The 21,774-nt window shown below is 72.5% G+C and carries 24 protein-coding genes; all 24 read left to right on the plus strand.

The window, feature by feature from the left end; genetic code table 11:
* Nucleotides 1-104: 104 nt before the first annotated feature.
* The 24 genes from RM572_RS21930 to RM572_RS22045 all read left to right on the plus strand — a co-directional run bounded on the left by RM572_RS21930 (nt 105) and on the right by RM572_RS22045 (nt 21,683).
* On the plus strand, nt 105-560 hold the full coding sequence (locus RM572_RS21930) for a phage terminase small subunit P27 family (RefSeq protein WP_311675113.1): 456 nt from the start codon (nt 105-107) through the stop codon (nt 558-560).
* The gene (locus tag RM572_RS21935) at nt 529-2,310 is read left to right on the plus strand and encodes a terminase large subunit (protein ID WP_311675114.1); all 1,782 of its coding nucleotides are present in this window, start codon (nt 529-531) and stop codon (nt 2,308-2,310) included. Before RM572_RS21930 ends, RM572_RS21935 begins: the two co-directional genes overlap by 32 nt.
* An 85-nt stretch (nt 2,311-2,395) precedes the next feature.
* Complete coding sequence (locus RM572_RS21940) at nt 2,396-2,617, plus strand: hypothetical protein (protein ID WP_311675115.1); 222 nt, start codon at nt 2,396-2,398, stop codon at nt 2,615-2,617.
* 2 nt (nt 2,618-2,619) lie between these two features.
* Entirely contained in the window at nt 2,620-4,554 is a 1,935-nt protein-coding gene (locus RM572_RS21945; RefSeq protein ID WP_311675116.1) for a phage portal protein, read from the plus strand.
* A gap of 3 nt (nt 4,555-4,557) precedes the next feature.
* Nucleotides 4,558-5,445 carry an HK97 family phage prohead protease gene (locus tag RM572_RS21950; RefSeq protein ID WP_311675117.1) on the plus strand — a complete coding sequence of 296 codons (888 nt, stop codon included), beginning with the start codon at nt 4,558-4,560 and terminating at the stop codon, nt 5,443-5,445.
* A gap of 4 nt (nt 5,446-5,449) precedes the next feature.
* Entirely contained in the window at nt 5,450-6,799 is a 1,350-nt protein-coding gene (locus tag RM572_RS21955; RefSeq protein ID WP_311675118.1) for a phage major capsid protein, read from the plus strand.
* 100 nt (nt 6,800-6,899) lie between these two features.
* Complete coding sequence (locus RM572_RS21960; RefSeq protein ID WP_311675119.1) at nt 6,900-7,130, plus strand: hypothetical protein; 231 nt, start codon at nt 6,900-6,902, stop codon at nt 7,128-7,130.
* On the plus strand, nt 7,117-7,665 hold the full coding sequence (locus RM572_RS21965) for a mobile element protein (protein WP_311675120.1): 549 nt from the start codon (nt 7,117-7,119) through the stop codon (nt 7,663-7,665). Before RM572_RS21960 ends, RM572_RS21965 begins: the two co-directional genes overlap by 14 nt.
* Nucleotides 7,665-8,003: a phage head completion protein gene (locus RM572_RS21970; RefSeq protein WP_311675121.1), complete on the plus strand. Its 339-nt coding sequence runs from the start codon at nt 7,665-7,667 to the stop codon at nt 8,001-8,003. Before RM572_RS21965 ends, RM572_RS21970 begins: the two co-directional genes overlap by 1 nt.
* The gene (locus RM572_RS21975; RefSeq protein ID WP_311675123.1) at nt 8,003-8,323 is read left to right on the plus strand and encodes a hypothetical protein; all 321 of its coding nucleotides are present in this window, start codon (nt 8,003-8,005) and stop codon (nt 8,321-8,323) included. The genes RM572_RS21970 and RM572_RS21975 overlap by 1 nt, the downstream gene beginning before the upstream one ends.
* A 6-nt stretch (nt 8,324-8,329) precedes the next feature.
* A complete protein-coding gene (locus RM572_RS21980) occupies nt 8,330-8,713 on the plus strand; it encodes a hypothetical protein (RefSeq protein WP_311675124.1) in 384 nt (127 codons plus the stop codon).
* 66 nt (nt 8,714-8,779) lie between these two features.
* Nucleotides 8,780-9,430 (plus strand): phage tail protein, encoded by a 651-nt coding sequence (locus RM572_RS21985; RefSeq protein WP_311675125.1) that lies wholly within the window; start codon nt 8,780-8,782, stop codon nt 9,428-9,430.
* A 101-nt stretch (nt 9,431-9,531) separates the two neighbouring features.
* Nucleotides 9,532-9,885 (plus strand): hypothetical protein, encoded by a 354-nt coding sequence (locus tag RM572_RS21990; protein ID WP_311675126.1) that lies wholly within the window; start codon nt 9,532-9,534, stop codon nt 9,883-9,885.
* 134 nt (nt 9,886-10,019) lie between these two features.
* A complete protein-coding gene (locus RM572_RS21995; RefSeq protein ID WP_311675127.1) occupies nt 10,020-10,274 on the plus strand; it encodes a hypothetical protein in 255 nt (84 codons plus the stop codon).
* An 18-nt stretch (nt 10,275-10,292) separates the two neighbouring features.
* Entirely contained in the window at nt 10,293-14,000 is a 3,708-nt protein-coding gene (locus RM572_RS22000; RefSeq protein ID WP_311675128.1) for a phage tail tape measure protein, read from the plus strand.
* Nucleotides 14,001-14,012: 12 nt separating this feature from the next.
* Nucleotides 14,013-14,900 carry a hypothetical protein gene (locus tag RM572_RS22005; RefSeq protein ID WP_311675129.1) on the plus strand — a complete coding sequence of 296 codons (888 nt, stop codon included), beginning with the start codon at nt 14,013-14,015 and terminating at the stop codon, nt 14,898-14,900.
* Nucleotides 14,867-16,054: a phage tail protein gene (locus tag RM572_RS22010; RefSeq protein ID WP_311675130.1), complete on the plus strand. Its 1,188-nt coding sequence runs from the start codon at nt 14,867-14,869 to the stop codon at nt 16,052-16,054. Before RM572_RS22005 ends, RM572_RS22010 begins: the two co-directional genes overlap by 34 nt.
* Nucleotides 16,051-16,983, plus strand: a complete 933-nt coding sequence (locus RM572_RS22015; RefSeq protein WP_311675131.1) for a hypothetical protein — start codon at nt 16,051-16,053, stop codon at nt 16,981-16,983. Before RM572_RS22010 ends, RM572_RS22015 begins: the two co-directional genes overlap by 4 nt.
* A 10-nt stretch (nt 16,984-16,993) precedes the next feature.
* Nucleotides 16,994-17,611, plus strand: coding sequence for a hypothetical protein (locus RM572_RS22020; protein ID WP_311675132.1), 618 nt, complete (start codon nt 16,994-16,996; stop codon nt 17,609-17,611).
* Nucleotides 17,612-17,624: 13 nt separating this feature from the next.
* Nucleotides 17,625-19,649 (plus strand): right-handed parallel beta-helix repeat-containing protein, encoded by a 2,025-nt coding sequence (locus RM572_RS22025; RefSeq protein ID WP_311675133.1) that lies wholly within the window; start codon nt 17,625-17,627, stop codon nt 19,647-19,649.
* Between the two features lie 79 nt (nt 19,650-19,728).
* Entirely contained in the window at nt 19,729-20,004 is a 276-nt protein-coding gene (locus RM572_RS22030) for a hypothetical protein (RefSeq protein WP_311675134.1), read from the plus strand.
* The gene (locus RM572_RS22035) at nt 20,001-20,438 is read left to right on the plus strand and encodes an endonuclease VII domain-containing protein (protein WP_311675135.1); all 438 of its coding nucleotides are present in this window, start codon (nt 20,001-20,003) and stop codon (nt 20,436-20,438) included. Before RM572_RS22030 ends, RM572_RS22035 begins: the two co-directional genes overlap by 4 nt.
* Nucleotides 20,426-21,358, plus strand: coding sequence for a LysM peptidoglycan-binding domain-containing protein (locus tag RM572_RS22040; RefSeq protein ID WP_311675136.1), 933 nt, complete (start codon nt 20,426-20,428; stop codon nt 21,356-21,358). The genes RM572_RS22035 and RM572_RS22040 overlap by 13 nt, the downstream gene beginning before the upstream one ends.
* Before the next feature lie 61 nt (nt 21,359-21,419).
* Entirely contained in the window at nt 21,420-21,683 is a 264-nt protein-coding gene (locus RM572_RS22045) for a holin (protein ID WP_311675138.1), read from the plus strand.
* Nucleotides 21,684-21,774 lie beyond the last annotated feature (91 nt).

The raw sequence follows: 21,774 nt of genomic DNA on the forward strand, positions 1-21,774 counted from the left end.
CTCCCCGGGGGTAGGGGAGTCTCGATCGCTGGACAAGATCGCTGGGGACCCGGCGCGGTCAACTCGGCGGACCGCTGCACAAATCGATCAACAGGGGGTCAGCCATGGGACGCACCGCGCAGCCGGCCGCGCTGAAGCTGCTCAAGGGCCGCGGCGACGGCAAGGACACCGCCGGGCGGCCGGTGAACCAGGGCCCCGCTTTCGTGCGGACCCCGCCGGACGCGCCGGAGTGGCTAAGCGACGAGGCGGCCGCCGAGTGGCAGCGGGTGGTGCCGGGGCTGACGCGCCTGGACCTGCTCAAGCCGGAGGACCGCGCCGGGCTCGCGTCGTACTGCGAGGCATGGGCGACGTTCCGGGCCGCGTCGGAGACCGTGCAGCGGGAGGGGCTGACGATCGAGGCGAAGCAGGGGACGCTCGCGCACCCCGCGGTCGCCATCGCGCGGAACGCCGGCCGTGAGGTGCGGGCCTGGAGTGCCCACTTTGGCCTGACCCCCTCGACGGAACAGGCCCTGGCGAGAGGGGCCGACGATGGCGGCGAGGACGACAACCCGTTCGCGTAAGCCGCGCGCCGCCGCGGCGCAGGTCGACCTTCCGGACGCCGCCGAGCTGGAGCGGCTCCGGCTGTCGCCCGAGGTGGCGTGGTACCTGCTGTCGCGGAACATTCCGCTGCCGGACTGCCCGCCGCTGATCAAGACCCCTGAGCCGCGGGACGTGCCCGGCGCCCGCTTCGACCCGGACCGCGTCGACCGCGTGATCAACGCGTTCTCGAAGCTGCGGCACACCAAGGGCCAGTGGGCGGGGCAGCCGCTGCGCCCGGACCCGTGGCAGGTCGGGTACATCCTGGCGCCGGTGTTCGGCTGGGTGCACTGGGACGACGACGCCGACGGGTACGTGCGGGTCATCTCCGAGGCGTACGTCGACGTGCCGCGGAAGAACGGCAAGAGCACGCTGTGCGGCGGCATCGCGATCTACATGACGTGCGCGGACGGCGAGCAGGGCGCCGAGGTCCTCGCGGCGGCGACGACGAAGGAGCAGGCGCGGTTCGTCTTCGACCCGGTGCGGAAACTCGCCGAGTCCTCGCCCGCGCTCAAGGGCCATGTGCAGCCGCTGCGCGACAAGATCCTCCACGGCCGGTCGAACTCCTACTTCCAGCCGATCTCGAACGTGGCGGACGCGCAGCACGGCGCGAACCTGCACTGCTACATCTGCGACGAGCTACACATCCACCGGACGCCGGACATGCTGGAGACGCTGGAGTCCGGCACGGGGTCGCGACGCCAGCCCCTCGGGATGATCATCACGACGGCGGACACGGGGAAGCGGGAGACGCCGTACGACAACAAGCGGCGCCGGATCGAGCAGCTGGCCCGCGGGGTGCTGACCGACCCGTCGGTGTACGGCGTGATCTGGGCCGCGGAGAAGTCCGACGACCCGCACGCGGAGGAGACGTGGCGGAAGGCGAACCCGGGGTTCGGGATCTCCCCGACCCGCTCGTATCTGGCGAAGGCGTCGCGGAAGGCGCAGCAGTCGCCGGCGGACCTGGCGGCCTACCTGCGTCTGCACCTGGGGATCCGCACCCGGCAGGAGACGAAGTTCCTGCCGCTGGATGCGTGGGACCGCAACGCGGGCATGGTCGACGAGCAGACCCTCGCGGGGCGGGAGACGTGGGGCGGCCTGGACCTCGCCAGCACCAGCGACCTGACGGCGCTGTGCTGGCTGTTCCCGAACGACGCCGACGGCGCCGGCGACGGCACGGTCGAAGCGATCTGGCGTTTCTGGACGCCGGAGGCGAACGTCGAGTCGCTGGACAAGCGCACGGCGGGGGCGGCGTCGCGTTGGGCCCGGGAGGGCTGGCTGACGGTGACGCCGGGCAACGTCGCCGACTACGAGTGGATCATCGAGCAGGTACGGCGGGACCGTGACGCGTTCAAGGTCCGGTCCTTGGGCTACGACCCGTGGAACGCGTCGCAGTTGACGACGATGCTGACGGCTGAGCGGGCGCCGCTGGTCAAGGTCCGGCAAGGGTTCATCACGATGAACCCGGCGCTCAAGGCGGTGCAGCGGCTCGTGCTCGCCGGGACCGCGGAGGCGCCGGCGCTGATCCACGGCGGCAACCCGGTGGCCCGCTGGTGTGTCGACAACCTTGCGGTGGCGATGGACCCGGCCGGGAACGTGAAGCCGGACAAGGCGAGCTCCGGCGACAAGATCGACGGGGTGTCTGCGCTGGCGACGGGCATGTCGGAGCTGATCGCGCGGCCGCGGAAGAAGAAGTCCGCGTACGCCAGCGACGACGACATGATGGTCGTGTAGCTGCGCCCCGGGCAGCGCCCGGCGAGGCGGAACAGCAATCTCTTCACGCCGTCACGGTAGCGGCGCAATTCCCGGAGGGGGTCCCATGTTCGCGTGGCGGCGTACGGCGGTCCGGAAGCGGGTCGTGGTCAACCTCGCCGACAGGGCTTTCGACGGGGTGCTGTGGGCGAAGCGCGGCCCGCTTCTGGTGCTGCGTGACGCGCGTCTGCTGGAACCGGGCCGGGAGCCCGTGCCCGTCGACGGGGAGGTCGTCGTCGAGCGTGCCCGCGTCGAGTTCGTTCAGGTCGTGCCGGGCGGGGGTGGCTGATCGTGGCGTTCGTCGTCTCAGGTGGTGCCACCGCCGGGCCGGGCGGGATCTCGCCGGGCCTGGGCGCCTGGTCGGCGCCGGGCCTGGATGTGCTCCCGCCCCTGGACCGGGTGCTGATCTGGCGGACACAGCCGCAGGTCCGCACCGTGATCTCGTTCCTGGCGCGGAACATCGCGCAGCTTGGGCTGCACACCTACCGGCGTGTCGACGACAACGACCGGCAGCGGGTCACCGATCACCCGCTGGCGCTGCTGCTGAACGAGCCCCTGCCGCGGTTCTCCCTGTACCGGCTGATCGAGCGTCTCGTGTCGGACCTGGCGCTCCACGACGTGGCGTACTGGGTGAAGTTCTTCGACGGGGAGCGGCGCATGCTCGCACCGATCCCGCCCACACTGATCCGCCCGCGTGGCGGGTCGTGGCTCGGGCCGGAGAAGTACGAGACGGCGGGCGGGCAGACGCTGTGGCCGGAGCAGGTGGTGCACTTCCGCGGCTACACCCCGGAGGACATGCGGGTCGGGTCGTCGACGCTGGACGCGCTCGCGGACCTGCTGCGCGAGGACCGGGAAGCGACCGGGCAGCGCACCGCGATGTGGCGGAACGGCATGCGCGCCACGGGTGTCCTGACCCGGCCGGCGGACGCCGCCGAGTGGAACCCGGACGAGCGGCGCCGGTTCCGGGAGATGTGGCGGACGTTCACGCAGGGCGGCGGCGCCGAGGGCGGCACGCCGATCCTTGAGGACGGCATGGACTACAAGCAGGTCTCGATCGACCCGCAGAAGGCGCAGTACATCGAGGCGCGCAAGCTGACCCGCGAGGAGGTCGCGGCGGCGTTCCACATCCCGCTGCCGATGGTCGGGATCCTCGACCACGCCACCTTTTCCAACATCAAGGAGCAGCACCGGCAGCTGTACCAGGACACGCTGGGCCCGTGGCTCCAGCAGATCCAGCAGGACATCGCGGTGCAGCTGCTGCCGGACTTCGAACCTCCCGGCTCCGGGGTGTACGTCGAGTTCAACATCTCCGAGAAGATGCGCGGCAGCTTCGAGGAGCAGGCCGCGGCCGCGTCGACGGCGACGGGCGGGCCGTGGATGACCCGCAACGAGCAGCGCGCCCGGTTCAACCTGCCGCGGGTCGACGGCGGCGACGACCTCATCGTGCCGATGAACGTGACGGCGGGAGGGCTCGCCTCACCGCGAGACACCGCCCCGCCGCCCAAGGCGGCGCCGAAGACGCGGTCACCTGCCGGGGCGAAAGCCGACGAGCCCGACCCGCCGGCGTACGAGGTCGAGCAGGCCGGGTTCGCGGCGGCGCTCGCGCAGTGGGCGGAGCAGCAGGGCGGCCGCTTGGCCGACGTGCTCGGCGACGAGGACGCGCTGCCGTCGCTGCTGCCGTGGACGGAGACCGCGCCGGAGCGTACCGCGGAGCTGGCGGCGACGGTGCGGTACTGGCTGCTGCGCATCGCGGCGGCCGGGGCGTGGGAAGTCCTCGCCGAGTTCAACCCGACCGCGGACGGCTGGGACCCGGCGGTGATGGAGGCGTGGCTGGCCGCCGCGGCGACGACGCACGCCGCGCAGCTGGTGCAGGCCGGCGACGAAGACCTCGCCGACCGGGTCGCCGACCCGGACCTCGACACCGGGCAGGCCGTGGCCGGCGCCCGCGAGGCGCTGCTGTCCACGGCGGCTCTGCGCGCGGCAACGGCAGGCACGGAGGCCCGCAGCTTCGGCGGGCATGACGCCGCCGACGCGTCGGGCCTGGTGTTCAAGACGTGGCGGACCGGGTCGAAGCCGCGGCCGGAGCACGCGCGGATGGACGGCGAGACAGTGCGGCTCGGCGAGACGTTCAGCAACGGCTTGCGCTGGCCCGGCGATTCGGCCGGCTCGTCGGCGCAGACAGCGAACTGCAACTGCGATCTGACCTACGCGCGAGCGGAGGAGTGAGGCATGCGAACGAAGGACGCGCCCGCGCGTGTGAAGGCGGCGGGCCCGGACGATGGCCTGACCGAGGGGCAGTTCGTCGCCCTGGTCAGCGTGTTCGACAACGAGGACTCGATGGGTGACGTCGTCCGCGCCGGGGCGTTCACCGAGACCCTGGCGGCGTGGGGTGAGAAGGGCGACCCGATCCCGGTGATCTGGTCCCACGCGTGGGGTGACCCGTTCGCGCACATCGGGTCGGTGGTCAAGGCCACCGAGACTCTGGCCGGGCTGGAGATCACGGGGCAGATCGAGGACCTCGACTCCAACCCGACCGCGCAGCAGGTGTACCGCCTGCTCAAGGGCCGCCGCGTCACGCAGTTCTCCTTCGCCTACGACATCGAGGAGGAGGCGTTCGTCACCGACGACGATCACCGGTGGGGCGGCTACTTCGAACTGCGGCGCCTCAAGCTGCACGAGGTCGGGCCGTGCCTGGTCGGCGCGAACCAGGAGACGGAGCTGATCGCGGCGAAGGCGACCCGGCTCGCGCAGGGCGCGAAGGCCGGCCGTGTGCTGTCGCAGGCGAACTACGACCGGCTCAGCTCCGCGCACGAGGCGATCGGCGATGTCCTCGCCGCCGCCGAGCCGGAGAAGAGCGCCGGCCCCGGCCGGCCCGCCAGCCCGGAACCCGCGGCCGCGACGGCGCCCGCGGCCCCGGCCGACGGGCCCGTCGACGGCGGCGCACCGCAGGACGGCGGCGACCAGCCGCCGCAGCAGAGCACGGACGGGAAGGCCACGCCCGGCACCCGCGACACGGAACCGACGGGTTCCGCGTCTGCCGGTGGCGGCGCCGCTGATCTGCGTCTGCGTGCCGACCTGGCCGTCCTTCTGGCGGCCGACGACACCGACGAGGAGTAAGCGGATGTACGAGCAGCGAGTGAAGGAAGCGTTCGAGGAGCGGCAGCGGCACGCTCAGGCGGCGAAGTCCATCGCGGACAAGGTCGCCGAGGAGGGCCGCGAGTTCACCGCCGAGGAGCGCACCACGGTGGAGACCGCGCTGACGGAGGCGAAGGCCGCCGACGAGCGGTGGCGGCAGGCCAAGGCCGACCGCGACGCGTACAGCACGGTCGCGCAGTTCGCGTCCGAGGTGGGCGGGCCGGGCGAGCCGGCCGGTTCGGCGCCGCAGCACGGCGGCGGGAAGTCCGCCGGCGGGTCCATCGGTGAGCGGTTCGTGCGCAGCGCGGAGTTCGTGGACCTGCTCGGCACCGCGGCGGGCGGCCGGTTCGGCGAGAAGCAGCGGGTGCAGTCCCGCCCGGCGACGTTCAAGAGCCTGGTGCGGCCCGCGCGGGGCGCGAAGGCGCTGACGACCGGCGCCGGCGACAGCTCCGGTGGCGCGCTTGTGCAGCCGGACTGGAGGGGTCTGCAGGACGACTTCTCGCAGTTCTTCCGGCCGCTGACGCTGCGGTCGCTGGTGACGCAGGGCACGACCACGTCGGACACGGTGGAGTACGCGCGGGTCGCCTCGATCACGAACAACGCCGCCCCGGTGGCGGAGGCGACGACCGAGGCGCGGCCGACGTCGGGCGGCACGGCCGGGCCGCTGGTGAACGCGACCGGCGGCGGCTACAAGCCGCAGTCGACGTTCACCATGCAGCGGAAGACGGCGGTCGTGAAGACGATCGCGCACTGGCTGGCGATGACCAAGCGCAGCATCTCGGATGTGGCGCAGGTGCAGACGATGGTCGACAACTTCCTCGAGGCCGGCCTGGAGGAAGAGCTGGAAGACCAGATGATGAGCGGCGACGGCACCGGCGAGAACTTCGAGGGCCTCGACACCATCAGCGGCGTGCAGGCGCAGGCGTACGACACGGACCTGCTGACCACCGCCCGGAAGGCCGTCACGAAGATCCGCAAGATCGGCCGTGCCGCACCCACCGGGTTCGTCATCAACCCCACCGACGCCGAGCGGTTCGACCTGCTCGCCGACGGCCAGGGCCGGTTCTACTTCGGCGGCCCGTCGGCGGCCGGCGGCGCGAACCCGCTGTGGGGCCTGCCGGTCGTTCAGTCCGAGTCCGTCGCCGAGGGCGTCGGCTACCTCGGCGACTGGCGGCAGGCGATCCTGTGGGACCGGGAGGAGTCGAGCATCACGGCCACCGACAGCCACGAGGACTTCTTCGTGCGGAACCTGGTCGCCGTGCTCGGTGAGATGCGCGCCGCGTTCGGCGTGCTCCGTCCGGCGGCGTTCGCGCGGCTCGACCTCACGGCCGCCTGAGCCGGTGGCGTGGTGGACGGCGCCCCGCGGCCGGTGTCCGGTCGACGGGGCGCCGCACACGACGTGTGGACACACAACCACGACGGAAGCGGTGGACGTGATGAAGGAAGACACCAGCAAGCCGGGGGAGCCGCTGCGCACCTACCGGGTGCAGCTGAACGGGTTCGACACCACGATGCGGCTTTCGGAGTCGGACCTGCCCAACTACCCGGGTGCCGTGGCCGTCGACGACGGCGAGGCGAGCACCTTGTCGGCGAAGGCGCGTAGCACCTCGACCAACAAGGCCCGCACCGGCGCGCGGAACAAGGCGGCCGACGGTGGCGGGGCCTGACCCGCTGCTGCTCGCCGAGCCGGCCGAGCTCGCGAAGTTTCTCGACCTGCCCGCCGACGACGTGCGGCTGCTGGCCGCGCTGCACGCCGCCTCAGCGCGGTTCCGCGGCGCGGTCCGGCACCCGGTCACCCGCGTCACCGGCGACGTGGAGCAGGCCGACGGGGACGGTACGCGGGTCCTGCACCTGCGCGCCGCCCCCGTCACGGTCGTGCACCTGGTGACCGTGGACGGCGTCGAGGTCGACGACTACCGGGTGCTGCGCCGCTCCGGTGTGCTCAAGCGCACGGCCGGGGTGTGGCAGGCGGACGCCGAGATCGACGTGACGTACGACCACGGGTACGTCGTGCCGCCGCCGGAGGTCGCCGAGGTCGTCGTCGACCAGGCCCGCGCGATCTACCGCCTCGACCCTGCGATTCAGCAGGTGTCGACCGGGTCGGACGCGGTGACGTTCGCGGCGACCGCTGCGGTCGGCGTGTCGGCGCAGTGGACGTCCGCGGTGTCGGCGTACCGCCTCAACCGCGGGGACGGCGCCTGATGGGCGGCTTCACGCACCCGCTGTACCGCGACACGGTCACCGTGCTGCGTGCGGTGGCGGTCGAGGACGACCGGGGCAACGAGGCGTGGGAGACCACGGAGACCGTCGTGCCGGGCTGCAATGTGCAGCCGATGTCTTCCACGGAAGTCGTCGAGGGCAAGGCGCAGGTCATCACCCGGTGGCGGCTCGCGGGGCCGCGCGGCATGGACCTCAAGGCGCGCGACCGGGTGCGGTACGGCGACCGGACGTTCGAGGTCGACGGCGAGCCCGGTGTGCACCGGTCGTTCGCCGGCGTGCTGGACCACACCGAAGCGATCCTGATGGAGGTGAGCGGCTGATGACACGACGCCGTTTCCAGCCGGACCGGCGCGGTATCGGCGAGGTGATGCGGTCGAAGCAGGTGCGGGGCGCGCTGCGGAAGGTCGCCGACCAGGTCGAGCCCCGCGCGAAGTCCCTCGCCCGCACGGAGGTGTCGGACGAGTTCGCCGAGGCGATCCGTGTGGAGGAGGACACCCGGCCGAAGGGCCGCCCCACCGCCCGGGTCATCGCCGACCGGGAGGACGCCGAGCAGGTGGAGTTCGGCGACACCAACCAGGAGCGGCGCCGCATCCTGGGCCGGGCCGCGCGCAGCGGCCCGATCCTCCAGGACGGCGGGTGACCTCCCGTGCCGGACCTCGAGTACGCGGCGACGCTGTGGCTGCGCTCCCGACACCCTGGCGTCCGGGTCGTCAACGCCCTGCCGTCCGATCTGGAGGAGCGGCTGCCGCTGCTGTTCGTCGCCGTGGTACCCGGCGGCGGCGACGACGGCGTCAGCGGTGAGAACGCCCTCGACGTCCAGGCGTTCGCCGAGACCCGCACCCTGATGTGGGAGCTGGCCGGCGCGGCGCACGAGTCGATGCTCGCCGCCCGCGGCCGACTCGCCGGAGGGCTCGTCATCGACGACGTAGCCACCGACTCGATGCCCGGCCACGTGCCCTACAACAACCCGGCCGTCGAGCGGACGGTCTCCTCCTACCGGCTCACCCACCGCGTAGCCGCGCGCACCTGAGACGCGCGTACCCATCTGCACGCCCGCGCCCGCGCGGGACTCGTTCCGGAAAGGAGAGTGGGCGCCATGGTGGCAGCCGACTTCGACACGATGGCGGCGCTCCAGACGTCGCTGATCCGCAAGGCCCTGTCGTACGCCATCTTCGCGGCCGACGCCGACGCCCCCGCGGTCACGGCGCCGTTCGATGAGGCCGGCGTCCTCCAGGAGCTGCCCACCGGCTACCTGCCGGTCGGCTACACCAACGGCGACGGCGTCACCTTCTCCGGGGACCTGTCGATGTCCGACGTCGAGTCGGGGCAGGCGGCGATGCCGACCCGGTCGGACGTGGAGACCGACATCCAGACCGCGGCGTGGGTGCCGCAGGAGACCAACGCCGCGGCGGTCTGCCTGTACGAGAACCTGCTGCTGGACCACTTCCCCGACATGGGCTCGGCGACGTGGACGTGGTCGCGGCCGAAGACGCCGCCGACGCTGTACCGGCGGCTGGTGTTCATCGCCCGCGACCTGAACAAGGCGACGGGCAACCCGCTGTACGTGGTGCGGCACATGCCCGCCGCGCTGCGCACCGAGCGCGACGACGAGCAGTGGGTGCGCACCGCGGAGATCAGCCGTGCCGTCACCTATCAGGCGTACTTCGACGAGGGTGCCGGCACGGACTCGCAGACGTGGATCGACGGGCCGGGCTGGCGGGACTACGCCCCGCCTGTCGTCCCCTGACCCTGACGCGCATCGACCGGTGCGGGGCGGCGCCCTGGGTGGGCCGCGCCGCCCCGCACCTCCGGTCCACCCACCGGCCCACCTGAAAGCGAGACGAGATCATGAGCAAGCCGAACAAGAAGCGGTACATCCTGTCCGCTGTCCGAGCCCAGTACGCCGAAGCGGTCGGCGGCGAGGAGATCGAGTTCGAGGGCCCCGGCGGCACGTTCACCATGCCGCACCCGATGTTCGCCCCGTCGGCGTGGAAGAAGGCCGTCGACGACGCCGAGGACGATGACGAGCTGGCGCGCGCCATGCTCGGCGACGAGCAGTACGACAAGTTCGTCGAGGCGGGCGGTGACCCGTCCGACGTCAACTTCGTGCGCATGGCGGCGATGGAGGACATGAAGGGTGAGCTGAAGAATGGGCGCCCTACACGGTCCTCGACGTCCTCGGGGAGCACCCGGAAGCGGTAGAGGCCGACCTGCACCGGTACCCCGGGTACGGGCGGGACGGGCCGCTCGCCGCGTACTTCCGGGGGGAGATCACGCTGCGGAAGCTGCGGGTCCTCGCCGAGGGGCTGCCCGTCGACGGGGCGGTCGGCAGGGCGGTGAACGGTTCCGCGTGGACGCTGGCGGACTGGCGTCTGCACGACGTTGCCGACCTGCTCGGCGGTCTGCTGACGTTCACGCAGAACGTGCACCGCAAGGAGGGCTCCCCGGAGGTGCCCTACCCCGAGCGGCTGCCGCGGCCCGGCGAGGCGAAGCGGCGCAAGCAGGAGAAGAAGGCCGCGCGGAAGGCCGCCGTGCAGGCGCGGCGCGGCTACGAGGACATCGTGCAGCAGGTCGCCCCCGGGCGGCTGTGACGCGGGGAGGTGCCGTCGGTGGCGCGTGCCGGAGCGGTGTGGGTCGACGTCCTGCCGAACATGAGCAGGTTCAGCCGCGAGCTGGACCGGCAGATCAGCGAGCCGATCGTCACAGCCTCCCGGGAGGCCGGTGAGGAAGGCGGCGAGGCCGCCGCGCGGGGCATGAGCGACTCGCTCAAGACCGGCGCGGCGGCGGTCGGTGTCGCGGCCGGCGCCGCGCTGACCGCCGGGCTCATGGAGGGCCTGGAGGCGGAGAAGGCCACCAGCCGGCTGCAGGCGCAGCTCGGGCTGTCCGGGAAGGACGCCCAGCGCGCCGGGAAGGCCGCCGGGAACCTGTACACCAGCGCGGTCACGGAGTCCGTCGAGGACGGCGCCGCCGCCGTGCGGGCGATCATGTCTGCCGGTATCGCCCCGGCCGGGGCGACCACGCGGCAGCTGGAGTCGATCGCGACGAAGGTCGCCGACGTCAGCGGCCTGTTCGAGACGGACCTCGGTCAGACCGCGAACGCCGTCGGGCAGATCCTCAAGACCGGGTTGGCGAAGGACGCCACCGAGGCGTTCGACGTCATCACCCGCGGCCTCCAGATCATGGGCCCGCGCGCCGATGACCTGATGGACACCTTCAACGAATACTCCACGATCTTCCGGTCGGTCGGCCTGGACGCGAAGACCGCCGTCGGGCTGATGACACAGGGCATGAAGGCCGGTGCCCGCGACACCGACGTCGTCGCCGACGCCATCAAGGAGTTCACGATCGAGGCCGTCGCCGGCGGGGAACGCGTGCGCGGCGGGTTCAAGTCGATCGGCCTGGACGCCGACACGATGGTGAAGACGTTCGCAAAGGGCGGCCCGGCCGCAGGGAAGGCACTCGACACCGTGCTGGACCGGCTGCGGGCGATGCCGCCCGGCGCGGAACGGAACGCCGCGGCGATCGAGCTGTTCGGCACCAAGGCCGAGGACATGGGAGACGCGCTGTTCGCGCTCGACCCGTCCAAGGCGGAGAACGCGCTGGGCCGCGTCGGCGGCGCGGCGCGGAAGGCGGGCGACGACCTGCGGGACAACACCGCGGTGCAGTTCGAGCAGTTCAAGCGCGACGCCATGCAGGGACTGGCCACGGTCGTCATGCAGGACGTGGTGCCCGCCGCGCGGGCGGTCGCGCCCGTCTTCGCCACGGCGCTCGCCCCGGTGCGGGAGCTGTGGCAGTGGCTGTCCGCGGACCCGGGACGGATGCGGGCGGCGGCGACCGCGGTCATGGCGATCGTCGGCGCGGTCATCGCGTTCAAGGTCGCGGCCGCCGCGGTGTCCGGCGCTCGCGCGCTGTGGGGCGGTATGCAGGCCGCGGGTACGGCGGCGAGGACAGCGGCCGGGCACGTCCGGTTCGCGGCGTTCGCCGTCCGCTACTACACGGTCGTCGGTGCGCAGGCGGCGAAGCAGGCCGTGATCACCGGGGCCCGGTGGGTCGCGTCGGCGGCCCGGTCGGGCGCGGCGTGGGCGGGCGCGCGTGCACGCGCGGTGGGCAGCTTCCTGGCGACGTCCCGCGCGGCCGTCGTCAACGCCGCCCGTACGGCGGCGACGTGGACCGCGACGGCGCTACGGGCCGGGATGGGCTGGGCAGCTGCTCGGGCCCGCGCGGTCGGCTCGTTCGTCGCGACGGCGGCGTCCGCCACCGGCAACGCCGCCCGTACCGCGGGGGCGTGGGTGGCGGCGCAGGCCCGGACGATGGCCGCGACGGTGCGGTCCACGGTCGCGCTGGCGGCGCAGCGCACGGCGATGGTCGCCGGCACGGTCGCGACGAAGGCCGCCGCCGCGGGGCAGTGGCTGCTCAACGCGGCCATGCGCGCGAACCCGATCGGCATCGTCATCACGGCTCTCGTCGCGCTGGGTGCCCTGTTCGTCGTCCTGTGGAAGCGGTCGACGACGTTCCGGAACATCGTGCAGGGCGCGATGCGCGGCGTCATGGTCGCCGTCCGCGCGGTGGGCGCGGCCGGGCTGTGGCTGTGGCGCAACGCGCTGCAGCCCGCGTTCCGCGGTGTCGCCAACGTGGCGACGTGGCTGTGGCGGAACGTGATCTCCCGGTACTTCGCGATGATCCGCGCGATCTTCCGTGGCGTGGGGGCGGTCGCGTCGTGGCTGTACCGCAACGCGATCAAACCGGCGTTCAACGGTGTCGCGTCCGTCGTGCGCTGGCTGTACGACAAGACGATCAAGCCCGTGCTGGACAAGGGCCGCTCAGCGGTCCGCCTGTTCGGCGCGGCGTTCCGGCATGCGAAGGAGGTCATCGGCGAGCAGTGGTCGAAGCTCAAGAGCATCGCCCGCAAGCCCATCCAGTTCATCGTGGACACCGTCTACAACAACGGCATCCGCGGGGTGTGGAACAAGGTCGCGGGCGCGTTCGGGGCGAAGAAGCTGCCGCGGTTCGAGTTCGCGTCCGGCGGCATCATGCCGGGCTACACCCCGGGCCGCGACGTGCACCACTTTGCGTCGCCGTCCGGCGGCCGTCTGTCCCTGTCGGGCGGCGAGTCCATCATGCGGCCGGAGTTCACCCGCGCCGTCGGGGCACGGTTCGTGAACGGCATGAACCAGCTCGCCACCTCGCGCGGCGCGCGAGGTGTGCGGCAGGCCCTGTCGCCGCTGCTGGGCGGCAACCCGCGCACGTCGGTCGAGTCCGCGTACGCCGCGGGCGGGGTCGTTCCGCACCAGCGGTTTGCAGACGGCGGCATCTTCGGGTGGATCGGCGACAAGCTTGGCGGCGCCGGGTCGGCGGTCTGGTCGGCGGTCAAGGCGACCACGTCGTGGTTGAAGGACGGCATCGCCGCGTCCGCACGGGCCGGCGTCAACACCGTCGTGCGGCCGCTGCTGGCGAACTTCCCGGGCATGGACACCGGCTTCGGGAAGATGCTGCGCCGCATCCCGGACCGGATGATCAGCGCGCTGTTCGGCTACAGCAAGGAGGCCGACAAGCGCGGCGGCGCGGCGATCGGCGGCCCGGCCGTCGCCCGCGCGCTGCGCTGGGCGCGCACGCAGCACGGCAAGCCGTACCAGTGGGGCGGCAACGGCAACCCCAGCTGGGACTGCAGCGGGTTCGTCTCCGCGATCGAGTCGGTCATCCGCGGCCAGCGGCCGCACCGACGGTGGAGCACGCACGCGTTCGCCGGCGGGGCGCCGCCCGGCTGGCAGCGCGGCGTGAAAGCGCCTTTCACCGTGGGAATCACGCACGCCGGTGTCGGCCACACGGCGGGCACCCTGTCCGGCACCAACGTGGAATCTCGCGGCGGTGACGGCGTGTTGGTCGGCCCCCGGGCCCGCGGCACGAACTCCGGGATGTTCAGCAGCTGGTACGGGTTCACCGGCAAGGGCTACGCCCGCGGCGGGCGGCCCCGGCCGGGCTGGTCGATGTTCGGCGAGCAGGGCCCGGAGCTGGCACGTGTCGGATCCTCGACGCGGATCTTCGACCACCGCGAGTCGATGCGGCTCGTCGGCGAAGAGGTCGGCGCTGCAGTCGTCGCCGGGATGGCCACCGTCGCCCCCGTGGTCGCGCGCAGCTACGCGCACGCGGCCGCGCCCGCTCACGGCGCCTCGTCGCCGGGCGGGCAGGACGGGGCGCTGCGCCGCGGCGACACCGTCGTGCTGCGCATCGGGGAGCGGGAGTTCGTCGCCCTCGTCGACGAGCGCGTCGACGACGGCATGGACAAGGCGCGGCGCCGGAAGCGAGCAGGAGTGAAGTAGGGAGGGCAACGCATGGCGATGATCGTGGACCCGGCGGCGCCGCACGTGACGCCGCCGAGCCGGATCACCAGCCCGGACGGGTGGCTCGCCGCGATCGTCGACGAGCCGTGGGCCGGGGTGGTGCTGTCCGTGGACTACACGGCCGGTACCCCGCTCGCGGACGCCGACGAGGTGTGGCAGGTCCGCATCGTGCGGCAGGACCCCGGCGCCCCGGAGCCGGTCCCGGTCCGGTCGGGTGACGCGGCGTGGGCGGTCGAGGGCGTCGGCACGGCGTACGACCACGAAGCGCCGCTCGGCGCGGCCGTGGTCTACACGGCGACCGCGCTCTACCAGGACGGCAGCGAGGGACCTTCCTCGCAGCTCGCGGTGACCGTCCCGGCCCCAGCGCCGGGCGCCGTCCGCGACCTGTGGATCAAGTCCCTCGACGACCCGTCGCTTTCCGCGCGGGTACAGCTCACCTCCCCGTACGGGCAGGAGTCGGCCGGGCGTCAGGACGCCACCGTGGTCGCCGGGTCGCCGTACCGGGTGATCGCCTACGACGTGCACCAGGCCGCGACCCGGCCGGTGACCGTCGACGTGCTCCGTGAGGACATCGAGCGGGTGCGGAAGCTGCTGCGGTCCGGCATCCTGCTGGCGCAGGTGAGGGCCGCGTACCAGACCCCGGACGCGTACTTCGTCCCCGGTGACATCGCCGAGACCCCGACGGGGAAGCTCGGTTCGACCGGCGGCTACGCCGTGGCGTTCACGATCGAGCCGATCGCCCGGCCGGCCACGGCCGGGCAGCCGATGCGTCTGCCCGGCTGGTCGTGGGACCACGTCGTCGACCAGTTCGCGACGTGGGACGCGGTCGCCGCGTCGTACCCGTCGTGGGCGGCGCTCAGCACGAACGGCGTGACCTGATGCAGTGGCTGTCGGACGCGGCCCGCGAGGCGGTCACCGGCCCGGCCGCCCGTCGGCCGCGCCGCGCGGAGTACAGCAACGACGGCGGCGTGACGTGGCTGCCGGCGCGGTGCGGGGACGGCACGGTGACGCCGGACCGTACCGCGGAGTGCCGCTACTCGGCGGACGTCGAGCTCCTCGACGTGACGCTGGGAGCCGCGGGCATCAACACCGAGGCGACGCAGGTCCGCCTGTTCCAGGGCATCGCTGGGCCGCGCATGGACGTGGAGTGGATCCCGGCCGGTGTGTACGTCGTCGACGGCGTGAAGCGCACGCGGCTTGGCGCGAAACTCGACCTGCTGGGGCTGGAGGAACCGATCCGGTCCGCGTCGTTTCCGACGGCGCGGACCGTCGGCCCGGACACCGCCGGGGACCTGGTGCCCGCCCTCGTCGGCGAAGCCCTGCCGGCGACTCCGGTGTCGTGGCGGCGCGGCGTCGACCAGGCCACGCCGGTGCCGCGGTTCGTGGTGGACGAGGACCGGTGGGCGGCCCTGTCGGGTGGCACGGACGAGTCCGGGACGCAGACCGGTATCGCCGCCGCCCTGGGCGCCGAATGCTGGGTGGACGCCCGCGGGGTGTTCACCATGGCGCCGATCCCTACCCTCGCCGACCCGGTGGTGTGGCGGGTGCCGTACGGGCTGGCGATGGTGGAGCCCGCCGAGGAGCAGTCCGCCGAGGGCGTGGTGAACTTGTGGGTCGTCACGGGCGACGGCGGCGACGGTACGGCGACGGTCGGCCCCGTGTTCGTGTGGGACGACGACCCCAACTCGCTGACGTACGCCGGGCCGGATCCGATCGAGGACCCGCTCGCGCCGCAGCGGCTCGGACTCTCCGGGGTGCGGCTCCGCGTCGAGCGGTACAGCTCGCCCCTGATCACCTCCACCGGGCAGGCCTACAACGTCGGTCGCGCACGGCTCGCCGACAGCTTGGGCGTCCAGTCGAGCCTCTCCTTCACCGCGGTGTGCAACCCCGCCCTGGAGCCGGGCGACGTCGTCGACGTCGAGGTCCGGCCCGGCGAGTGGCAGCGGCACATCATCGACTCCTGCCCGTACGCCCTCGGCGGCGCCTCCATGTCCTGCACGACCCGCACGACGACCCGGAGGACGACGGCATGAGCGACGCGGCGCGGCGCCTGGGCGAAGACCTCGCCCGCGCCATGACCCCGGCCGGTGCGGGCGGCACCATCTCCGCGCAGGTCGTCGACGTCACCGAAGCCGGCACCGTCAACCTGGAGATGCGCGGCGCGCTCATCACCGACGTCCCGTGCACCGACGCCTACCGCGCACGCGCCGCCGGCGACTGGGTCGCGGTGCGGCCCGGGGCGCGGCCGGTGGTGCTGTGGCGGCTCGGTGAGGACCCGGGCGAGGCGGACGAGGCGCAGGTGCGGCAGTACGCCCGGGATGAGTCCCTCGATGTGCAGGTGGTGCGCGCGGCGACGTGGGGGTCCGGGGCGCCGTCCGGCGCTGGGTGGCAGACCGTCAACGGCCTGTACATGAGGAAGTCCCGGGACGGGAAGGTCGAGCTGTACGCGCAGGTCGACAACCCCACCGACACCAGCCCGGAGGCGCCCGCCGAGGGCGCCCCGAAACCGGTCAGCATCTCCCCGAACTCGTCGGGCTCGTGGCGGGGCGGGCGGCCCGACGAGTACGCGGACTACCCGATGCAAGGCGACTGGACCGGGCGCGGCAACCGGCGCGGCGGATGGTTCTACGGCAGCAAGATCGCCGACGCGTGCGCGGGGAAGACCGTCGCGAAGATGACCGTCGCCTTCACCCGCCGCTCAGGCTCCGGCCGCAACTCGAAGGTGCCGATGCACCTGTACCTGCACGACCACACCTCACCCCCCGGCGGGCAGCTCGACCTCGACGAGGGCCCCGAGAACCTGCTGTCGCTGTCCACCGGCGCGAAGGGCACCGCGCCCCTGCCCGGCTCGTGGGCGAACAAGCTCGCCACGGGCGCGGCCCGGGGTCTGGCGATCTACGCCAACGGCTCCCGCGACTACGCCGCGTTCACCCGCGGCACGATCCGCATCACGTTCACCTAGGAGGCGCCCTGTGGCGACAGTCGGATACGCGAACCTGCCCGTCCCCGGAGGCGGGGACGCACCGACCGGGCCCGCGGCGGTCGCGGCGCTGGCGCAGGCTCTCGACCCGCACCTCGTGCAGCACGCCGTCGACATCGCGGACCGCGACGCGACGTTCGCGTCCGCGCCGCTGCACACCCTGGTCACCGCCGAGGACGGCTCGGCGTGGCTCAAGACCTCGGCTGCCGCCAACGTGTGGGCGACCGTGTACGAGCCCGACCCCGAGTGGCGGCCCCTCGCCCTCGCTACTGGCCACCAGACGTCCAGCTTCCGGCCGGAGGTGCGCCGTATCGGCAGCCAGGTGTGGATCCGCGGGCAGGTCGAGCGCACCGACAGCGCCGTCATCCCGAACACCGGGGTCGCCCTGGGCACGGTGCCGAACGACTGCGTCCCGCAGGACCAGCCCGGCCAGATGGCCGTGGTGTGTTCCATGGCCGGCGACCCCACCGTCCCTGCCGGGCGGATCGAAGTCCTCGACGCCAACACCTCGAGCAGCGTGGGTGGGCCCGGCACCGTCGTGTGGTGGTCGCAGCAGGGCGAGGGCGTGTCGTGGGTGAACCTCGGCGGCGGCACCTACTGGATCGACTGAGGGGGATCTCTGCATGGCTCTGTACACCTACGGCGGCACACCGTCCGACGTCCTCACCGACGCATTGGGCAACGTCGTCCCCGACTACCCGCTGAACGTGCGCGTCGCCGGAACCGGCCAGCTCGTGACGGCGCTGTTCGAGGTCGACGGCACCACCCCCATCGGGGAACTCCGGTCCAACCCGGCCGGGCACTCGCAGCCCGGCGCGGTGCGCCCGTTCAAGTGCGCGCAGCCGGAGATCGAGTACGAGTACCTTGACGCGCAGTCTCAGCCGGTGCGCTGGTACCAGGCCGGGCGGGAGGTCGCGCAGGACGCGCTCGCGCAGGCCGCCGGGGCGCTGTCCCGCAGCGCGGGCGGGCAGGTGCAGGGGCTCGTCGAGCTGCTGCAGGGCGCGGTCGTCGCGGGCGGCCTCGACGTCACCGGCGGCGCCACGATCGACGACCTGAACGTGACCGGCACGCTCACGGTCGACGGGTACGAGGGCGGCGGCAGCCTCGAAGCGCTGCGCATCTTCAACCCGCGGGACTACGGCGCGGCCGGGGACGGCGTCGCGGACGACGCGAACGCCGTGCAGGCCGCCCTCGACCAGTGCGTGGGTGCCGGGGGCGGGCAGGTCCTTGTGCCGCCCGGCACGTACCGGCTGGCGTCGCTGCCGCTGCGGGTCCGTCGCAACACGCGGCTGACGCTGATGCCCGGCGCGGTGTTCGTGCGCGGCACCACGGGCACGCTGTTGGTGAACGGCGACGCCGACCAGAACTTCGGCGGCTACACCGGTCACGGGAACCTCGTCATCGAGGGCGGCGTGTGGGACATGCGCGCCACGGACGCGCCCACGGACCCGGACATGGCCATCTCGATCGGGCACGCCGAGAACGTGGTGATCCGCGACCTGGAGATCCGGGACGTTGGCGGCTACCACGCGATCGAACTCAACTCGACCCGGCACGGGCTCATCGAGGGCTGCCGGTTCCTCGGCTACCTCGACACCGGCGGCCGCGCGTTCTCCGAGGCCGTCCAGTTCGACCTCGCCGGCCGGGTCACGTTGTTCGGCGCGTTTGGCCCCTACGACCACACCGTGTGCCAGGACGTGGTCATGCGGCGCTGCTACGTCGGCGCGTCCGGCACCCCCGGCACCGTGGCGTGGCCCGCCGGCGTCGGCTCGCACAGCACGACGGCCGGGCACCCGCACAAGCGGATCCGCGTCGAGAACAACACCTTCGAGGGGCTCGCGCAGTACGCGGTCAAGTCGTACTGCTGGGACGAGTCCGTGATCGCGCGGAACATCATCCAAGGCTGCGGCGCCGGAATCTGGCTGCGCACCCTCGACTCCAGCAAGACCGCCGACCGGACGAACGACGCCGGCGTCGACACCGGGGCGTCCGCGTGGAACACGGTGCAGCTCGTCGAGGGCAACATCATCCGGCAGGCCGGGAGCTACGCCGACGCGATCCTCGTGCAGGGCGAGTCGACCGGCCGGTGGAACGCCGTGCAGGTGCGCGGCAACGAGATCGTCACCGGCGGGGCGCACGGCATCCGGATGACGTACTGCACCGACCCGGAGGTGACCGGCAACATCATTCGGTCCGTGGGCGGGACGGGCATCTCGACGACTCAGCTCGCGGGCGGGCACATCAGCGGCAACCGCGTCTACGACTGCGGATCGAGCCTGCTCACCGTCGAGACGGGCACGGACATGGTGATCTCCGACAATCACCTGTCGCTGTGCCAGTCGCACGGCCTGTGGGTGTTCGAGACGAGCGCCCGACTCAAGGTGCACGGCAACCGGGTCAAGGGCGCCGGGCGGGCGGACGGTACCGGCAACGGCTACCGGGTCACCACGAACGTCACCCGGCTGACGCTGACGCTCAACACCTACGAGAAGTGGGGATCGGGCACGGAGGCCGGGACGGCGATCTACCTCAGCTCGTCCGTGTCCGGCGTGCGCCGGTTCGGGAACGACGTGATCGGGCAGGCCGCGACCCCCGTCAACGACACCAGCGCCAGCCCGAACCTCAGCCCGTACGACGCAGGCACGTAGGCGCAGCGCAGCGCCACCCCCTTGTACGCCCCGAGCCGACCGGCCGGGGCCTTTCTCATGCACGGACGGAGGCTCACCCATGGGCCAGGAGGAACGACCGGTCGAGGGCCGGCCGGATCAACACGAGCAGGCGCGGCTCCTGCGCCGCACCAGCAACGGGCCGACCACCAAGGACGAGGAGGCGCTGCTGCGCGCCCGGTTCGGCACGCCGGACATGGCCGGGGTCTACACCGGCACGGAGGCCCGGCCGGTCGAGGACGGCGCCGGCGCCGACGACGGCCAGCAGGGCGAGAACACGTCCGCCGCGCCGGACACCCCGACCACCGGGCAGGCCGAAGAAGGCGAGCCGTCGTGACCGCGACGAAGGTGTGTTCCGTCTGCCAGGAGGACAAGGCGCGGTCCGCGTTCTCCCCTGACGGACGACGTCGTGACGGCCTCTACAGCGCGTGCCGCTCCTGCCGCGCCAGTACACAGCGCGAGGCGCGACAGCAGCAGGACAACCGCACGCGACAGGGACTTCACTTCAAGTCTCGGTACGGCATCACCATCCAGGACTACGACCGGATGTTCGCCGAGCAGGACGGCAAGTGTGCGGCGTGCGGGGATACCCCGCAGCACCGCCTGCATGTCGACCACGATCACGACACCGGGGCGGTTCGCGGGCTCCTTTGCGCGTTCTGCAACAAGGGTCTCGGCTGCTTTCAGGACGACCCGAACAGGCTGCTTGGTGCTGCCGCCTATCTGATGGCTCAGCGCGACGTTCTGAAGGAGGCGACATGTCCGGAGTAGAGGCGATGATCCGCAAGGCTGAGGGGTCCCTGGGCATGCGGGAGCCCAACGCCATTCAACGGTGGTACGAGCAGCGCAACGGGCCAGCGTTCCGCGGGAACTGGCCGTGGTGCAACGCTGCGGTGACGTACTGGGCGGTGCAGTCCGGCAACCACGCCGAGGTGTGCTTCGGCACCGACTACGCGTACACCGTGTGGCACGCGCAGCGCTTCAAGGAAGCCGGGCAGTGGCACTCCGGCGCGCGCGGCATCCGCCGCGGCGACATCGTGTTCATCGACTGGGCGGGCTCCGACTCGATCGGGCACATCGACCACGTCGGCATCGTCACCGGCGTGTCCGGCTCCCGCGTCTACACGATCGAGGGCAACACCGCGAACGTGTGCGCCCGCCGAGTCCGCAGCGAGCGGGAGATCGCCGGGTACGGGCGGCCGAAGTACAGCCCGGGGCCGGAGAAGGAGTCCGGGGACGGCGCCGCGACGTACACCGTGAAGCCGGGCGACACCCTGTCGGAGATCGCCGACCGGTACGACACCACCGTCGCGAAGGTGGCGTCCCTGAACGGCATCAAGGACCCGGACGTCATCCGGGCCGGGCAGCGCGTGAAGCTGCCGGGCGTGGCGAAGCCCGCGGTGTCGCTGTCGCGGCTGCGGAAGGCGGCCAAGAGCGATCCGCCGAAGCAGGGCACGCCGGTTTCGTACGGCCCCGCGAAGGTGGTGGAGGCCGCTCTCGTCGCCGAGGGGCTGCTGTCGTCGCGGTTCGCGGACGGCCACTTCGGCACGGCGACGCTCAGCGCCTACAGCCTGTGGCAGCAGCGGCTCGGCTACCGGGGCACCGCTCCGGGCGGTGACGCGGACGGCATGCCCGGCCGGTCGTCGCTGACGGACCTTGGGCGGCGGCACGGCTTCACCGTCACCACCTGACCCTTCTTCGGCGATCGCCGAAAAGCCTGGTCACACCCCTTCGAGAGAACGGACATCCGTCATGACCACCGCTGCATTCTGGAGAGCCACCCTCGAACGCATGGTGCGCACCTTCGCGCAAGCCGTGCTCGCCCTGCTCGGCGGCGACGGCATGGGCCTCGTCGACGTCGACTGGGGCGCGGCGTTCTCCGTCGGCGGGCTCGCCGCCGTAGTCGCGCTGCTCACCGCGATCGTCACCTCCGGCGCCGGCGGCGAGGGCCCCGGCGTCACGGAGACGGTCAACCACGCTGGGCCCGGAAGCGGAGGCGGCACTGCTGCCCCGTGACCGTAACGGCCCTGCACGCACCATGGAGGCACTCGCGTGGACGCTGCGATGCTCGGGTCCGTTGCGCTCCTTGTGACCGGGCTCGCAGCGG

The sequence above is a fragment of the Streptomyces hazeniae genome, assembly GCF_031845485.1.
GTDB lineage: Bacteria > Actinomycetota > Actinomycetes > Streptomycetales > Streptomycetaceae > Streptomyces > Streptomyces hazeniae.

Coding starts and splice junctions, on each gene's coding strand:
- RM572_RS21930 (WP_311675113.1), top strand. CDS start 105: ATGGGACGCACCGCGCAGCCGGCCGCGCTGAAGCTGCTCAAGGGCCGC.
- RM572_RS21935 (WP_311675114.1), top strand. CDS start 529: ATGGCGGCGAGGACGACAACCCGTTCGCGTAAGCCGCGCGCCGCCGCG.
- RM572_RS21940 (WP_311675115.1), top strand. CDS start 2,396: ATGTTCGCGTGGCGGCGTACGGCGGTCCGGAAGCGGGTCGTGGTCAAC.
- RM572_RS21950 (WP_311675117.1), top strand. CDS start 4,558: ATGCGAACGAAGGACGCGCCCGCGCGTGTGAAGGCGGCGGGCCCGGAC.
- RM572_RS21955 (WP_311675118.1), top strand. CDS start 5,450: ATGTACGAGCAGCGAGTGAAGGAAGCGTTCGAGGAGCGGCAGCGGCAC.
- RM572_RS21960 (WP_311675119.1), top strand. CDS start 6,900: ATGAAGGAAGACACCAGCAAGCCGGGGGAGCCGCTGCGCACCTACCGG.
- RM572_RS21970 (WP_311675121.1), top strand. CDS start 7,665: ATGGGCGGCTTCACGCACCCGCTGTACCGCGACACGGTCACCGTGCTG.
- RM572_RS21975 (WP_311675123.1), top strand. CDS start 8,003: ATGACACGACGCCGTTTCCAGCCGGACCGGCGCGGTATCGGCGAGGTG.
- RM572_RS21985 (WP_311675125.1), top strand. CDS start 8,780: ATGGTGGCAGCCGACTTCGACACGATGGCGGCGCTCCAGACGTCGCTG.
- RM572_RS21990 (WP_311675126.1), top strand. CDS start 9,532: ATGAGCAAGCCGAACAAGAAGCGGTACATCCTGTCCGCTGTCCGAGCC.
- RM572_RS22005 (WP_311675129.1), top strand. CDS start 14,013: ATGGCGATGATCGTGGACCCGGCGGCGCCGCACGTGACGCCGCCGAGC.
- RM572_RS22015 (WP_311675131.1), top strand. CDS start 16,051: ATGAGCGACGCGGCGCGGCGCCTGGGCGAAGACCTCGCCCGCGCCATG.
- RM572_RS22025 (WP_311675133.1), top strand. CDS start 17,625: ATGGCTCTGTACACCTACGGCGGCACACCGTCCGACGTCCTCACCGAC.
- RM572_RS22030 (WP_311675134.1), top strand. CDS start 19,729: ATGGGCCAGGAGGAACGACCGGTCGAGGGCCGGCCGGATCAACACGAG.
- RM572_RS22040 (WP_311675136.1), top strand. CDS start 20,426: ATGTCCGGAGTAGAGGCGATGATCCGCAAGGCTGAGGGGTCCCTGGGC.
- RM572_RS22045 (WP_311675138.1), top strand. CDS start 21,420: ATGACCACCGCTGCATTCTGGAGAGCCACCCTCGAACGCATGGTGCGC.